Annotated in this window: 15 protein-coding genes; 4 read left to right on the top strand and 11 right to left on the bottom strand. The window is 31.6% G+C overall.

The window, feature by feature from the left end:
- Nucleotides 1–114 precede the first annotated feature (114 nt).
- From E0K96_RS00075 to E0K96_RS00050, 6 genes are all read right to left on the bottom strand, one after another.
- Entirely contained in the window at nucleotides 115–3,171 is a 3,057-nt protein-coding gene (locus tag E0K96_RS00075; RefSeq protein ID WP_168080276.1) for an ABC transporter permease, read from the bottom strand.
- A complete protein-coding gene (locus tag E0K96_RS00070) occupies nucleotides 3,165–3,869 on the bottom strand; it encodes an ABC transporter ATP-binding protein (protein WP_168080274.1) in 705 nt (234 codons plus the stop codon). Before E0K96_RS00070 ends, E0K96_RS00075 begins: the two co-directional genes overlap by 7 nt.
- 113 nt (nucleotides 3,870–3,982) lie before the next feature.
- Nucleotides 3,983–5,422: a TrkH family potassium uptake protein gene (locus tag E0K96_RS00065; protein ID WP_168080272.1), complete on the bottom strand. Its 1,440-nt coding sequence runs from the start codon at nucleotides 5,420–5,422 to the stop codon at nucleotides 3,983–3,985.
- Nucleotides 5,422–6,789: a Trk system potassium transporter TrkA gene (trkA, locus tag E0K96_RS00060; RefSeq protein WP_168080270.1), complete on the bottom strand. Its 1,368-nt coding sequence runs from the start codon at nucleotides 6,787–6,789 to the stop codon at nucleotides 5,422–5,424. Before trkA ends, E0K96_RS00065 begins: the two co-directional genes overlap by 1 nt.
- Before the next feature lie 11 nt (nucleotides 6,790–6,800).
- Nucleotides 6,801–8,360 carry an NAD(P)/FAD-dependent oxidoreductase gene (locus tag E0K96_RS00055; protein WP_168080268.1) on the bottom strand — a complete coding sequence of 520 codons (1,560 nt, stop codon included), beginning with the start codon at nucleotides 8,358–8,360 and terminating at the stop codon, nucleotides 6,801–6,803.
- A complete protein-coding gene (locus E0K96_RS00050; RefSeq protein WP_168080266.1) occupies nucleotides 8,344–9,498 on the bottom strand; it encodes an aminoacetone oxidase family FAD-binding enzyme in 1,155 nt (384 codons plus the stop codon). The genes E0K96_RS00055 and E0K96_RS00050 overlap by 17 nt, the downstream gene beginning before the upstream one ends.
- 118 nt (nucleotides 9,499–9,616) lie before the next feature.
- Here E0K96_RS00050 and E0K96_RS00045 point away from each other — a divergent pair, with 118 nt between their 5' ends.
- Both E0K96_RS00045 and E0K96_RS00040 read left to right on the top strand, forming a co-directional pair.
- A complete protein-coding gene (locus E0K96_RS00045; RefSeq protein WP_168080264.1) occupies nucleotides 9,617–10,357 on the top strand; it encodes a YebC/PmpR family DNA-binding transcriptional regulator in 741 nt (246 codons plus the stop codon).
- 27 nt (nucleotides 10,358–10,384) lie between these two features.
- On the top strand, nucleotides 10,385–11,065 hold the full coding sequence (locus tag E0K96_RS00040) for an MBL fold metallo-hydrolase (RefSeq protein ID WP_168080262.1): 681 nt from the start codon (nucleotides 10,385–10,387) through the stop codon (nucleotides 11,063–11,065).
- Between the two features lie 174 nt (nucleotides 11,066–11,239).
- Here E0K96_RS00040 and E0K96_RS00035 read toward each other — a convergent pair whose 3' ends face one another.
- The 3 genes from E0K96_RS00035 to E0K96_RS00025 form a co-directional block, all read right to left on the bottom strand.
- Nucleotides 11,240–12,007 (bottom strand): N-acetylmuramoyl-L-alanine amidase, encoded by a 768-nt coding sequence (locus tag E0K96_RS00035; protein ID WP_168080260.1) that lies wholly within the window; start codon nucleotides 12,005–12,007, stop codon nucleotides 11,240–11,242.
- A gap of 223 nt (nucleotides 12,008–12,230) precedes the next feature.
- A complete protein-coding gene (locus tag E0K96_RS00030) occupies nucleotides 12,231–12,446 on the bottom strand; it encodes a holin (protein WP_206080486.1) in 216 nt (71 codons plus the stop codon).
- A gap of 230 nt (nucleotides 12,447–12,676) precedes the next feature.
- Entirely contained in the window at nucleotides 12,677–12,871 is a 195-nt protein-coding gene (locus tag E0K96_RS00025) for a DUF6440 family protein (protein ID WP_168080258.1), read from the bottom strand.
- Nucleotides 12,872–13,076: 205 nt separating this feature from the next.
- On the opposite strand from E0K96_RS00025, the gene E0K96_RS00020 reads away from it, so the two are divergent.
- Together E0K96_RS00020 and groL are read left to right on the top strand one after the other, a co-directional pair.
- Entirely contained in the window at nucleotides 13,077–13,337 is a 261-nt protein-coding gene (locus tag E0K96_RS00020; RefSeq protein ID WP_087245164.1) for a GroES family chaperonin, read from the top strand.
- Between the two features lie 12 nt (nucleotides 13,338–13,349).
- Nucleotides 13,350–14,966, top strand: coding sequence for a chaperonin GroEL (gene groL / locus E0K96_RS00015; RefSeq protein WP_168080256.1), 1,617 nt, complete (start codon nucleotides 13,350–13,352; stop codon nucleotides 14,964–14,966).
- A 54-nt stretch (nucleotides 14,967–15,020) separates the two neighbouring features.
- On the opposite strand, the gene E0K96_RS00010 is transcribed toward groL, so the two are convergent.
- A complete protein-coding gene (locus tag E0K96_RS00010) occupies nucleotides 15,021–15,356 on the bottom strand; it encodes a YjdF family protein (RefSeq protein WP_168080254.1) in 336 nt (111 codons plus the stop codon).
- 205 nt (nucleotides 15,357–15,561) lie between these two features.
- Entirely contained in the window at nucleotides 15,562–16,737 is a 1,176-nt protein-coding gene (locus E0K96_RS00005; RefSeq protein WP_087298017.1) for an NAD(P)-dependent malic enzyme, read from the bottom strand.
- Nucleotides 16,738–16,797 lie beyond the last annotated feature (60 nt).

Raw genomic sequence — 16,797 nt, 5'->3', positions numbered from 1 at the left:
AAAATCTATACCCTTTCCTGTTCCAATATCTATGTAAAAAAGGAGAAGTTCATTTTTCTTGAACTTCTCCTCCACCATGAAACATTTGATGCCATTTATCTTGATTATTTTATATTATTCAATACTTTTTAAAGATTCTACCATATCTACTTTATTTAAAACATGACGCATTGTCAAATTGATGAAATATGTGAAACCTAAAGTAATGAGTACTGCATAAATATAGCTACTTATATGAATTTGTCTAATAAACATAGTCATGTCTAGCTCAACCGTAATAATAATGAACTTATGCAAGAAATAACCAAAGATAATACCAACTAAAGATCCAATAACAGACAATAGAACATTTTCTCTAAAAATATAATCATAGACTTCTTTACGCCTAAATCCTAAAACTTTAATTGTTGCAATCTCGCTTTTACGTTCCTGAATATTAATATTTGTCAAATTATATAAGACAATAAAATTCAATGCTCCTGCACAGATAATCAAAATAATAACAACCAAGTTAACACTTTGTACCTGTTTATCAAACTCCTCACCAATAGATGCAACATTAGAAAGATTACCGTATCCTTTCTCTTTCATATATGTTTCTAAAGTTTTTTGACTTGAATCTCGATCATCTTGCATGATCAAAAATGCATTATTCACTTCCAAATCTTGTGAAGTCACTGATTCATAGAGTGTCTGTGACATATATACATAATTCATAAAATAGTTTTCTGTTATTCCTGATACTTTAACATTATATTTAGTTTCATCTAATTCGATATCAATCGTATCATCTTTTTCTACTCCCAGCAATTCTGCAGCTTTGGCAGTAAGAATAATACCTTCATCGTCTAAAACCAAATCTTTATGTGTGTGATAATCATTAAAATTAACAAAATTTTTCATATTATCCATTGACTGATACACAATCAATGAACCATACAAATCTTCTTTATCTTTTAAAAGATTAACACTTTTATTTAAAACATATTCAACATTGCTGACCTCACTGCGATTCAAAAGATCTTTTTGATATTCCTGTGCTGTTTTGGTTGATACACTATCTTCCATACGGACAAGATAATCATACGTAAAGACATCCTGATATTGCTTATCAACAACTTGTGATACAGAAGATTTGATACCAAAGCCCGTAATAATTAAAGCTGTACAACCTGCAATACCAATAACTGACATAAAGAAACGTTTCTTATATCTAAAGATATTTCGCATCGTGACTTTTTGATTAAAAGAAAGACGTTTCCAAAGCCATGGAATTCTTTCTAAAAGAATACGTTTTCCAATCTTTGGTGCCTTAGGACGCATTAAGACAGCAGGCATTAAATTCAACTCACTCACACATACAAAGAGAGTAACTGCTAAAATAACAAAAACAGAAATGAAAAGTGTTTCTATTGCCACCCATAAACTTGAATAGATAGCAATAGGTGCATCAACCTGGAATAACATTAAATTATATAAATAGTAAATAATACGTGGGAAAAATTGTGTTCCAATCACAATTCCTAATAGACATGCAAACAAAGTAGCCAATATAACATAAACAATATACTGTTTAATAACATCCCATTTAGAATAACCTAGAGCTCGTAATGTTCCACTTTGACCACGCTGTTCTTCTACCATTCTGGTCATAGTTGTTAAAGAAACAAGAGCAGAAACCAAGAAGAACATCAGTGGAAATATATCTGCAATAGAAGCAATAGATTCTCTATTAGAATCAAAATTAACTAAACCAGCATTTTCATGACGTGTTAGAGTATATAATCTTCCTTTTGGAATTTGATTGATTTCATCTTTTGCATCATCCAATTTTGTTTTGGCATCATTTAATTCTTTTTGAACTTTTTCTAATTCGTTATTTGTCTGTAATTCTTCTAAAGTTAATTTATTTTCCTGTTGTTGAATTTCTAGTTTTGCCTTTTCTATAGCAATAGAAGCCTCATTTAACTGTGTTAAACCATCTAACGAAGAAGATGCCGAATTCAATATATCTCCCATTTTTTCCAAGCTCTGAATAGATTTTTGAACTTCTGGCGAAATATCTTCAATAGAATTATTTTGATAGTTTTCAAGTTCAGCCTGTAAAGTTTCTAAATTACTTTTCAATTCTTGACTTGTATTTTCAATAGTTCCAAGCATGTCTTCAATTTGCGAAGAAGCGGTCGCTTGAGCTTTGAGATATTCACTTTCTTTTTGTGCTAATGTTATCTTCGCATTTGTTAATTGAATCTTTGCTTCTAATATTTTTTCATCAAATAAATTCTTTGAATCCTGATATGTGGTATAACCTTCATCATATTCTTTTTGAGCTTTATCTAACTGTGTTTTGGCATCACTTGTTAAGTCTTCATACAAACGACTCATTTTTAAGGATAAAGTACTTTTTATTTTTGTATTGATATCTTCAATATAATCATCATATTCTTCACTAAAGACATTGTACTCTTTTGCCCCTTCAACACAAACAGAAATCTGATTATACAAAACATCTTCATCACGCAAATCATACAAATCTTCTGGCATAGCTAAAAAATCATTGTTTTCATTCAAAATTTCAATATATCCAGAATTTGTCCCATCACCTAAAGTATTCGTTCCACGATCAGTAACCGCAATATAACGAACATCATTAATAATACCAACAATTTGAAATGTTTTTTTGCCCTGATCATTATGAATCAAGATTTCATCACCAAGCTGGTAACCTTCAGATAACATTTCTTCATCAATCATACATTCATTATCCTTTTGAGGATAACGTCCATCAACCAGATAAGGACTATTAATCATGTCTTTATCATAATGATCATTTGCATAAACAGTCATCCCTGACAAGGAATCATCATTATGATTGACTAGGGCATCAAATTGATAACCATATCCAATTGCTTCAATTCCCTCAATATTTTCGATTTCCTGAATATCTTCTTTAGAAAAACCTAATGAAGCCATGTATGTTAAATCAGCATAATGATACTGATCTAAAAATGCATCCATTGATTTTGTCATTGTTCCTGGTGTATTTCTCAATCCTGCAAAAAATGCTGCACCCAAAAAGACAATTGCAAAAATAGAAAAAAATCTTGCTTTAGAAGCCCAAATAGACTTTCTCAGATTTTTCCAATAAGCTTTTTTCTTGCTTTTTACCATTCTATTTCCTCGATTGGTTTTGGATTTTCATTTAATTCTATACCATTCACTTTTCCATTTTTTAAATGAATAACACGATCTGCCATAGGTGCCAAAGCAGAATTATGAGTAATCACAATAACAGTCATCTGATAAGTTGTACACATTTCTCTAAGCAATGATAAAATAGCCTTTCCTGTTTGATAATCCAATGCTCCTGTTGGTTCATCACACAACAACAATTTTGGATTTTTAGCAATCGCTCTGGCGATAGCCACACGTTGTTGTTCTCCTCCAGATAATTGTGCTGGAAAATTCATCATACGATCTGATAATCCAACTCTTTCTAACACATTTCGTGCATCTAATGGATTTTTACAAATCTGAGAAGCCAATTCAACATTTTCTAATGCTGTTAAATTTTGAACTAAATTGTAAAATTGAAAGACAAATCCAATATCATTACGTCTGTATTCCGTCAATTTTTTTTCATCATATAAGGCAATGTTTTCACCATCCACGATAATCGAACCACTGGTTGGTGAATCCATACCCCCAAGCAAATTTAAAATTGTCGTTTTCCCGGCTCCCGAAGCACCAACAATAACGACAAATTCCCCTTTTTCAACAGTAAAATCAACACCATCACTGGCATTAATTGTAATATCCCCCATTGTATAGCTCTTAACTATATTTTTAAATTCAATTAATGCACTCATTTTTATAACCACCTTTTTTATTAGTGTATCACATTTTATGACAAAAAAAAATATGGTGTGAAGAATAACAAAAAATTCCATAATGAAAAGAGTTGCTTTTTTACAAACAACTCTTACTTTTTCCATAAAGAACGTGAAAAGAACATTAACAATGGGAAAATCTCCAAACGACCTGCCAGCATATCCAATGATAAAACAATTTTTGACATATCTGTTAAACTAGAAAAATTTCCTGTTGGTCCAACAACACCAAGACCAGGCCCAACATTATTAAAACATGTCGCAACAGCACTAAATGCTGATGTAAAATCAATATTTTGTAAAGAAACAAATAAAAACGATAAACCAAACAATAAGAAATAGAGCACCCAATAAACATGAATATTATTTAAAGTAGATAACGATAAATGTTTCCCTTCAAATACAACTGAAACAACACTATGTGGATGGAGCATATGCTTCATTTCGGCAACAGCACTTTTAACTCCAATAATAATACGTGAAACTTTCATCCCGCCACCTGTTGAACCTGCACAGGCTCCAACAAACATCAACAAGACTAAAATTGTTTGTGAAAATAATGGCCATTGTCCATAATCAGCAGTGACGTAACCTGTCGTCGTGATAATAGATCCAACTTGAAAGATAGCATAACGAAAAGCTTCAAAAATAGAATGATATAAAGGTAAAATATTAAACGATATCGCAATGGCTGAAGCAAAGATAATAATAAGATACCAGCGTAATTCTTCACTTTTAAAAGCTGCTTTGAATTTTTTAATCGCAACAAAATATATCAAATTAAAATTAATACCAAATAAAATCATAAAAAAGGTAATAATTCCATCACAATAAGCACTATTATAATAAGCTATTGAAGCATTTTTAATTGCAAATCCACCTGTTCCAGCAGTTCCAAAACTATTTAATAAACTATCAAAGAAAGGCATTCCACCCAACATCAAAAGTATGACTTCAAGAATTGTTAAAACTGTATAAAGCTGATATAAAATCTGTGAAGATACTGTTATTTTAGAAACTAACTTTCCTACAATAGGACCTGGCATTTCCGCTTTTAAAATATGTAAAGTAGAACCATTGGCATCTGGTAAAAATGCCACGACAAAAACCAGAATCCCCATACCACCAATCCAGTGTGAAAAGCTATGCCAGAATAGACTGGCATGTGATAAAGCCTCAACATCTGTTAAAATAGATGAACCCGTTGTTGTAAAACCTGAAACTATTTCAAACAAGGCATCTACATAAGAAGGAATTTCACCCGTCAAGCAAAAAGGAATAGCTCCAAAAATGGATAAAAAAATCCATGCTGCAGCAACGACTACAAAACCTTCTTTAGCATAAATGATTTTATTTTGAGGTTTATGTAAGCTCATAAGCTTTCCTATAAAGCATAATAAAATTGCAATAATAAGATATGCCAAACTTTCCTTTTCATGATAAATCATACCAGTCAAGCATGGTAAAAGCATCAACAGCCCCTCAATCATGAGCATTTTACCAAGCGTATAAAAAATCATACGTCTATTCATCAGTGAATTTCCTCAAAAATATCATTAATATCTTTAAGAGGGGTATGGTAAGCAATGACTATAATACGATCGCCAACATTTAAAACATCCTGACCATTAGGAATAATTGTCTGATTTTGACGAATAATACCACCAATCAATAAATCTTTCTTTGTTTTCACTTGAGCTAATGGAATATTGCAATATTTTGTTTTTTCATCAACAATAAATTCAACGGCTTCCACTTCTTCATTGACAATCTTATATAATGTCTGAATACTAGAAGAACGATCATGATTTTCTTTGACACGTAAATAACGAATAATTTGAGAAGTTACTAAAACTTTTGGATCAACAATACTATCTATACCTAATTGATCAATAACACCATTCAGATTCATACGATTCACTTTTGCGATAGATTTCTTTACACCTAATTGTTTTGCTACTAGGGCTAAAACAATATTTTCTTCATCCAATCCTGTTAAACTGACTAAGGCATCACTTCTATTGACGCCTTCTTCCATTAAAATATTTTCATCACTACCATCTCCTTCAATAATGACAGAATATGGCAGCTGTTCAGACAATTGAATACAGCGCTCATGATTTCTTTCAAAAATCTTTGTCTTAATTCCATGTACAGCTAATTGTCTTGCTAAATAATAAGTAATTTTACTTCCACCAATAATCATAACATGTTTGATTTTTTCTGATACAAAACCAGCATCTAAACAAAACTTTGTTAAATCTTTATGTGAACCAACAACATAAATATGATCTTGACCCTTTAAAATAAAATCTCCATCGGGAATCATAACCTTATCGTTACGTTTTACCGCACAAATTAACACTTGAGATTTTGTAACAGAAGACAATTGACTTAAAGCAATAGAATCTAGTTTCATTCCATTACAAATACGTAATTCAATAATTTCTACTTTTCCCTTTGCAAAAGTATCTATACGCATGGCTGATGCAAACAAAATTGTTCTTCTGATATCATTTGCAGCTTCCAACTCAGGATTAATAATCATAGAAAATCCTAATTTATTTTTTAAGATTTCACTTTGTAAGGAATAGTCAGGATTTCTAACACGCGCAATGATGTGCTTAGCTCCTAATTGCTTAGCTAATAAACAAGATAAAATATTCAATTCATCCGATGTCGTTACTGAAATAACAACATTGGCTTTATCAACACCCGCTTCTTGTAAGACTTGAAAATTGGCCCCGTTTCCACTAATTCCTAAAACATCATATTGGTTAACAACATTTTCTACTTTCTGACTATTTTGATCAATAACAACAATATTATATCCTTCATTTGATAAATAATGTGTCAGCATCTGTCCCACTTTTCCTAATCCAATAATAACAATATTCATAATTCCTCCCACTATTTATGCGTCTTTAGGATCTGTTCCGCACACATCATCCCATCAATTGCAGATGACATAATACCACCAGCATAACCAGCACCCTCTCCAATTGGGTAAATTCCTTTCATTGATGATTGAAAGTTTTCATTTCTTAAAATTCTAACTGGTGCACTACTTCTTGATTCCACTCCTGTTAAAATTGTGTCCTCATCAATAAATCCAGGCATCTTTTGATTCATTAATAACAAACCTTCTTTTAAAGAATGATTAATGAAATCAGGAAATATCTGATTTAAATCACAAAGCTGATATCCTGGCTGATAAGTTGGCTTAATCTTACCTAATGGATTGACTTCATTATTTATATAATCCATAGCTTTTTGTACCGGAGCATGAAAATGCCCACCACCTAACATAAATGCTTTCTTTTCTAATTGTCTTTGAAATTCAATTCCTGCCAATGGATGTGAACTATCAAAATCATCTGTGGAAACAGTGACTAAAATAGCACTATTTGCATTTTGACCATCACGTGCATAATAACTCATCCCATTAACACATAGCGTTCCATCTTCATGTTGTGATGGGACAACATAACCACCAGGACACATACAAAATGTATAAACACCTCGTTTTCCACTTTGTACAGCAAGTTTATATGCTGCCGCCTTTAAATATGGTGAAGAAGCACTTTTCTTATATTGAATTTGATTGATTTTTTGTTGTGATTGTTCAATACGTACGCCTACTGCAAAAGCTTTTTGTTCAAGAGTCATACCTTTTTGATAAAGTAATTCATAAGTATCACGTGCACTATGACCAATAGCCAATACAAGTAAATCAGTATCCATCACTTTAGTCTGACCATGATGTAAAACAGTAACATGATAACTATCTGATTCCTGTTTAAAATCAATCATTTGTGTTTCAAATAAAAATGTAACTCCTTTTTCAATTAAAAATTGACGCATATTTTGAATAACTTGACGTAAATAATCTGTACCAATATGAGGTTTATGAAGATATAAAATATCCTCTGGCGCACCAAATTGAACAAAAGTTTCCAATACATAACGAATACGTTCATTTTTTATACCAGTTGTTAATTTTCCATCAGAAAAAGTTCCAGCTCCACCTTCACCAAATGCAATATTACTTTCACAATGCAAGCAACCATTTTCTAACAAATCAGCCACTGCCTTTTCTCTTTTTTCAATTTCCTGACCACGCTCAATAACAGTCACTTTCTGACCACTCATAGCCAAAACATAGGCACAAAATAAACCGGCTGGCCCACTTCCTACAATCATGACACTTTGATCATTTGATGGTAAATAATGATATTGATATGGTTGAACACGTTGAAGCAGTGGAAATTTTCTTAAATACTGCGCTTCATCACGAACCTGAAAATCAAAACTACATATAAAATGAACATTTTGTCTTCTTGCATCAATAGATTGTTTGACCAAAGTTACATTTCGAATTTCTTTTTCTCGAACATTCAAATATTGTGATATGACTTTTGCATAACGTTTTTCTCCTAATTTGACTTTGACATTATGAATTCTTAACATATACATTCCTTTCTATAGCCTGCGCTACACGATAAGCACTTGCCAATGCAAAATGCAAATTATATCCTCCACACATTCCTGCTACATTTAATATTTCCCCTATAGCAAACATACTAGGATATCTTTTTAATTCTAAATCATAAGTGACATCTTCTAATGATAATCCTCCTTTCATCACCTGTGCATACTGCGCTTCTCTGATACCTTGAATATCTAAACGATAATGTTTTAATAAAAAAGCCAGTTTTTGAATAGGAAGATCTTGATATTTTTGAAAATATGATGCAATTTTATGATTTAACATACCTTCTAAAAATAATGAAGATTGCTGAGATAAATATTGACATAACTGATTGTGACTTAATTCGTCAAAAAAATCAATATATAATTGATATTGATGATGTTTTTTATAAAAAGATGACAATTGCATAACAGCAATACCACTCACACCATAGTCAGTAAATAATAATTCACCTTTTTCCTGATGAATACACTTGTCATTTTCCATCAACGAAAAAGTCCCCTTCACTCTTACACCTTTTAAAGCTTTTAAAACAGGTGATGTATAAAACTGAACTAAAGAAGGTACTGGTTCAATCACTTTTAATTGAAGCTGCTTTAAAATATGATAACGTGATTCATTCATGCCTGAAAGTTTCCCTGCTTCACTCCCCATGGCCAAAATAACAATATCAGCATGAAATGTTTGTTTTGATGTTACAATTCTATATTGATTTTGACATTCAATGCGATAAACTTCCTGTTCATAAAGAAATAAAACCCCTGCTTCTTGAGCACGTTGCATCAATACATTTTTTACCGATAAAGCCTGCTCGCTTTTAGGATACAAGAGATGACCCTGATATAGACAATATAGTCCTATTTCTTTCATTTGACTAACCATATCAAAATCTTGAATAATCGACTGAACAATATCTAAATTATCACTATCATAATATTGTTGATCCATATTTTGATTGGAAAGATTACATCTTCCATTTCCAGTCGCTAAAAGTTTCTTTAAGGGAGATTGATTTTGTTCTAAAACAATAACATCATCTTGAGGATATTTTTGTTTTAATAAAACAGATAAATAGACACCTGAAGCTCCAGCTCCAACAATCACTATTTTTCTCATAATTTCTCCTTTCTTCATTCAATTCTATATGAAATATAGTGATTATACCATTTTTTATTGAAAAATCACTAAAAAATGTTTATAATACTAAAGGAATTTTCAAAGGAGGAATTTTATCATGGGAAGAGCACATGAAGTGCGTAAAGTTGCAATGGCAAAAACTGCAGCTAAAAAAGCGAAATTATATTCTCGCTATGGAAAAGAAATTTATTTAACAGCAAAAGCTGGTGGACCTGAATTAGATGGAAATTTAGCATTAAGACGTTTAGTAGATAAAGCAAAAAAAGAACAAGTTCCTGCTGATGTTATTAAACGTGCTATTGATAAAGTCAAAAGTGGTGTAACAGAAAACTATGAACCTATTCAATTTGAAGGTTTTGGACCAGGAAACTCAACATTAATTGTAAAATGTTTAACTGATAATATTAATCGTACAATTTCTCAAGTCCGTCCTGCATTTACGAAAGCAAAATCTAAATTAGGAGCTGAAGGTTCTGTCGCTTATTTATATAATGTAGAAAGCACTGTTGTTTTAAGTGGTATGAGCGAAGACGAAGTTTTAGAAGCTTTAGTTATGGGTGATGTTGATGCTAAAGACATTACAACATTAGAAGATGGACGTATTAAAATAACAGGTGAACCAACAGATTTAAATAAAATCAAAACAGCTATTGAAGCTGTTAAAGAAGATATTGAATTTGATGTGGATGATATTACAACAACACCTCAAGACTATGTAGAACTTGAAGGTGAAGATATGATGTTATTTGAAAGATTAATGGGATTACTTAATGACTGTGATGATGTTGATGAAGTTTACCATAATGTTTCAAATTATGATGAAGGAGAAGAAGAATAACATGTTTCGCATGTTATCTTTTTTTATATGAAAGTTACACATTTATATCATAGTGGATGTTTAGTAGAGTTGGAAGAGCACCTTCTTCTATTTGATTATTATCAAGGTCAGCTCAATCTTAATCATAACAAACCACTTTATGTATTTGTTTCCCATCGTCATTATGATCATTATAATCCCAATATTTTTAAAATTCATCATCCTCAAATCACTTATATTTTATCCAATACACTGCGTCATAAATATGATGCATATTATGTAGATATACATCAAACTTATCAAATAGATGATTTATCTATTTCCACATTGCTTTCTACTGATGAAGGATGTGCTTTTATAGTTCAGGTAGAAAATCAAACGATTTATCATGCTGGTGATCTTCACTGGTGGCATTGGGAGGGTGAATCACAAAAGGATAATGAATATCAGCGCATCACATATCAGCAAGAAATCAATAGTATTGATCAACCTATTGATTTAGCATGTATCGTTGTAGATATCAGACAAGAAAAGAATTATTCACTGGGATTATCTTATTTCTTACGCCATGTTCCATGCCATTACGTTTTACCAATTCATTATTTTGGACATTATGAAACAACAAAACTTTTATCACAAGAACATTTAGATAATCCATATCATGCTCAAATATTACCTGTCACTCATGAAAATCAAGTCTTTGAAATTCAAAAGAAAGAATGGTTTTAAAGAATAATTTCATCTGACTTGTTATAACAAAATGAACCTTGTTATTTGGATATACAGATAACAAGGTTCATTTCAACAATAACAGTGTTTTTTTAAATCATAAAGATTCAACATAAACCAATAAATTCCTCATTAATCATGAGTATTCGCTACGGAATGATAACATCATTCATCTTAGACTTTCTTTGTATATCTTAAATTGATCCATCCAATTCCTGATTTCAATTTACCCCAAGTTTCAGTACCATTTTTCTTTGTTTCAACAATGGTGTATTGATTAGGATCATTATATGCAAGTGACCCTGTTTTCTTTGATGATGCATTTGCATTTGCTCTTATATTTAACACATCTCCTTTTGAAACTCCTGAAACTTTAATCAGGAAATTTGTTTTTGTTGAACTTGATGAAGAACCTGAGCCAGTCGAAATAGTCTTATTTAAAAGACCTTCTACAATGGCTTGAGCACATTTTTTAGCATTCCACTTTTCTTTATCTGCTTTTGAATCTACAAAACAATATTCAATTAATAATGCAGGCGCCTTCGTGTGTTTTAAAACATATAAACTAGATGAATATTTCATTCTTCTGTTTTTAATATCTAATGTTTTTGCAATCTTTGCACAAATACGTGTTGCTATAGTTTTAGCATAACTTGAAGTATCAGAATAGACATATACTTCAACGCCCGTTCCGCCTCCAGCATTTAAGTGAATAGAAACATCTAAATCCACTGAATGTGCGTTGCATTTTTTTACAATATTCGATAAGTTCGCATTTTGGGTTTTTCCAACGTCATCTGTACAATCATATACAGTATGTCCTTGCGCTTTTAATAAGCGAATGACTTCATTTTTAACTTTCCTATCTTCAGTTAATTCATTAAGATATTTTGATGCACCTGTAGAATATTTGTTGTGTCCACCGTGTACATTTATTTTCATAATCAGCATCCCACCTTTTGATTTATAATATTCAGGTATAATCTCAAAAGAGCAGTCTTTTTGACTACTCTTTGTTATCTTTCTTTCATATATTGACATCTATTTCATGTCCTATGCGTTTGAATAATCTTATATGACTTCGTTTATTCAAAAATGAATTATTCTGAAACATTGAGATGCATGCATGAGAGACCTGTATGACAAATGTTATTTCTCATATCTGCTATTTTTTGACTTCTTCAAGTTCAGGCAAGCCTGCAATGGATGTTGCTATTGAAAGAATACCTGATAGAACTGTTGCACTTGCAATCATTAGCCAATTGACTTCACTCATGACAGTTGAAGTTCCAATCATCGCAACAAATGTCTGTGCCATTGTTTTGACAGCACGAACACCTGCTGCCCTGAACCATTGTTTGAAATTATATTTTTTGATCATTTTTATCTTCCTCCTAATTTAGAATATAAAAAAGCACTCAATGAGTGCATAGGGATCAACTATTTCATATTGTTAATGCATTTACAAAGTATAATGATTAATGTTTTAATCGTTATTGATCATCAAACAAATATAATTTTTATCTATAATTTCATTTTCTCTTATAACAACTACCCTAAAAATGAAACATTCTTATTGAAATCATTCAATATTGTTTTCAACAAATCCATTTATTCATCATCTGGAAAAACTGTTGTTATAATGGGTTTTCCTTCTCTATCTACCAATACAGTCATTCCAGCCCCAACTGTATTACTATGAAATAAATAATTCACACCTGTTTCTTTATCTACCCATATTTCTGTTGAACCTGCAAACTTTGATGATTCATATGATTTTACAAATCTTTCATATTTTTTAGCCATTTTTATTCTCCTTTAACCTTTCAATCTATAAAAATATTATATCAAATAGAGTTATAAAAAAGAATAAACATTCATATATTTTAACGATTTTAGCACTTTTGAAAACATAGTGCTAAAAGTTCATATTCAGTTCATATATCAAGCTATAATAATACTTGTTAGCAAACAAGATATATGAGTGCTAAAACATAAGGAGGAATACAAAATGTTGAAACCATTACATGATTATGTGATATTAAAAAAAGAAAAAGCTGAAACTCAAACAGCAAGCGGAATCATTTTAACAAGTCCAAAAGAACAAGCAAGCAATCAAGCGACTGTTGTCTCTGTTGGGCCTAAATGTGATGAACACTTAAAAGAAGGTATGACTGTTATCTTTAAAGAATATTCAGGAACAAAATTTAAAGATAATGATGACGAATATATGATTTTAGAAGAAGAAGATATTTTAGCTATTATTGAATAGGAGGAATAAATAATGAGTAAAGAAATTCGTTTTTCTAAAGATGTCAGAGATGCAATGTTAAATGGAGTTAATACTCTTGCAGATGCAGTAAAAGTCACTATTGGTCCTAAAGGACGTAATGTTGTTTTAGATAAAGGGTTTGGATCACCTTTAATTACAAATGATGGTGTTTCAATTGCTAAAGAAATCGAACTAGAAGACGCATTTGAAAACATGGGTGCAAAACTTGTATATGAGGTAGCCAATAAAACAAATGATGTTGCTGGTGATGGAACAACTACAGCAACAATTTTAGCTCAAAGCATGATTCAAGATGGATTAAAAGCTGTAGAAAAAGGTGCTAATCCTGTATTAATGCGTGAAGGTATTGATTATGCAAGTAAAGAAGTTGCAAAATATATTTTAGATAAATCTCATAAAGTGGAAACAAGCAATGATATTGAAAGTGTTGCGACAATCTCTTCTGGAGATAAAGAAATTGGTCAATATATTGCTCAAGCCATGGAAAAAGTTGGTAGAGATGGTGTCATCAGTGTTGATGAATCTAACAGCTTTGATACAGAATTAGAAGTTGCTGAAGGTATGCAATATGATAAAGGTTATGTTTCTCCATATATGGTTTCTGATAGAGAAAAAATGACTGTTGATTTAGATAACCCATTAATCATGGTTACTGATCAAAAAATCAACACAGTTCAAGAAATCTTACCAATTCTTGAACAAGTTATGCAATCTAATAAACCTTTATTATTAATTGCTGATGATTTTGAACAAGAAGTTATTTCAACATTAGTTGTTAATAAATTAAGAGGGACATTTAATGTTGTGGCTACAAAAGCTCCTGGTTTTGGTGATAATCAAAAAGAAATCTTACAAGATATTGCCATTTTAACAAATGCTAAATTCTATAGTAAAGATTTAAATATGAATTTAAAAGACATGCAAATGACTGATTTAGGATCTGCTAAGAAAATACACATTACTAAAGATCATACAACAATGATTGGTGGTAGTGGTGATAAGACTGCTATTGATCAACGTGTTAAAGAAATCACTGAACAGATGAATAATGCAAAACAAGAATACGATAAGAAAAATTTTGCTGAAAGATTAGGTAAATTAAGTAATGGTGTAGCAATTATTAAAGTTGGTGGAGCTACTGAATCTGAATTGAAAGAAAAGAAATTAAGAATTGAAGATGCTTTAAATGCCACAAAAGCTGCTGTTAGTGAAGGAATCGTTATGGGTGGTGGTGTTACATTAGTTAACGCTTATGTAGCTTTAAAAGACCAGTTAAAAGATTCTAACGTAGATAAACAAAAAGGTATTAAAGTTGTCTTAGATGCATTACTTGCTCCAATGGGACAAATTGCTGAAAATGCTGGTTTCAATAGTGATGAAATTGTAGAACAACAAATGAAAGTTGCTGATGGACAAGGATTTGATGCTAAAGATGGTGAATGGGTATCAATGTTTGATAAAGGTATTATTGACCCAACAAAAGTTACACGTAGTGCTTTATTAAATGCTGCAAGTATTTCTGCTTTATTTATTACAACTGAAGCAGGTGTTGCACAAGTTAAAGAAGATAATCCAGCTCCTGCTCCAATGGCACCAGGAATGTATTAATAGAAAAGCAAAAAACATAGAGGCCTAATGTTCTCTATGTTTTTGTTTTTTCTTTTACTGTTTAAGTTGATAAAGTTTTTCTTTCGTTTTCATTTTTGTCTGACTCTTTTGATGTTTTTGCAAAACTTTCATTTGTTCATATTGCAAAGATAGAGCCCTCTGTGATTGTGTTGACATATAAACACTTGAAACTTCTCGATGAATCGTTCTTTGTTTTTTCTTAGGATTCATCTTATGAACTTTTACAGCATGATCAATGGGTGGACTAAAAACAAAAGATTGATATTGTTTAAGAATCATTCGATAAATATCCTGATCTTGTGGTTCTAATCCAAAGATGATTTTGAAGACAGAGAATTGTTGATTTTCTATTCTTTCAAAAACACCCACCTAAAATGTTTCTTCATAATAAACCTTTAAAGTAATTGAAACAGATTCCATTGTCATCCTCCTTTCTTTCATAAACAAAGAACGGACGACCTAAGGAGGAAGGTTACTGATAAGTTAAATACTTATGTTTGGACTACCAACCAAACTGTGTTTTTATCTTTGCGTTTTCATCATAGCATAACAAAAAAAAGGCTGTAAATAGCCTTTATCTTGCAAGTCCTTCTTCAATAGCCTTTTTTGCAACAGCCTGAGCTACAATCTGACTCACACGTGGATCTAACGCATTTGGAATAACATATGTTGGTGATAATTCTTCATCACTCACAAGTGAGGCCAAACCATGAGCCGCTGCCAATTTCATTCCTTCACTAATTTTTCTTGCTCTTACATCCAAAGCCCCTCTAAACAATCCTGGAAATGCCAAAACATTATTAATTTGATTTGGATAATCTGAGCGTCCAGTTCCCATGACGGCAACACCAGCATCAATAGCATCCTGATAAGGAATTTCTGGTTCAGGATTTGCCATCGCAAAAACAATTGGATTTTCTTTCATACTTTTGACCATTTCTGGTGTTAAAACACCTGGTGCTGAAACACCAATAAAGACATCAGCTTCTTTCATAGCTTCTGCCATTGTCATACGTTTCGCTTGAGAATTTGTGATTTCAGTTAGTTCCTGAGTTAAAAAATCATATTGATCATAATCTTCTCTTGTGACAATACCATTGATATTAAATCCATATATTTCTTTAACACCCAATGCATGAATCATTTTGATAATAGAACTTCCTGCTGCACCAGTTCCACTTACTACAACAGTAATATCTTCAATTTTCTTATGAACAACTTTTAATGCATTCAATAAACCAGCTGTAACAACAATGGCTGTTCCATGTTGATCATCATGAAAGACTGGAATATCTAATTCGTTGATAAGTGTTCTTTCAATCTCTACGCATCGTGGTGCACTAATATCTTCAAGATTAATACCACCAAATGTTGGTGCAATAGCTTTAACTGTACGAATAATTTCTTGAGGATCTTTTGTATCTAAACAGATAGGCACAGCATCAATATTTCCAAACTTTTTAAATAGGACAGCTTTTCCTTCCATAACAGGCATAGCTGCTTCTGGTCCAATATCTCCTAATCCTAAAACTGCAGTTCCATCGCTGACAACAGCAACACTATTTTGTTTCCAGGTATATTTATAGACATCATCTTTATTTTTCGCAATCTCACGACATGGCTGAGCCACCCCTGGTGTATATGCTAATGATAAATCATGACTTTCTTCTAAAGGGACTTTTAACTGTACTTCCAGCTTCCCTTTTGTTTTTTCATGTAATTCTAATGCTTCCTGATATATATCTTTCATTTTTCTCCCTCTTTTCGTATCTATTATGCCACAGTTTTTACAAAATGAAAAGCAGATGTT

Origin of the sequence: Massilimicrobiota sp. SW1139 (assembly GCF_012027715.1) — a bacterium.
Lineage (GTDB): Bacteria > Bacillota_I > Bacilli_A > Erysipelotrichales > Coprobacillaceae > Allocoprobacillus > Allocoprobacillus merdigallinarum.
This window is presented reverse-complemented; position numbering and strand designations above follow the sequence as displayed.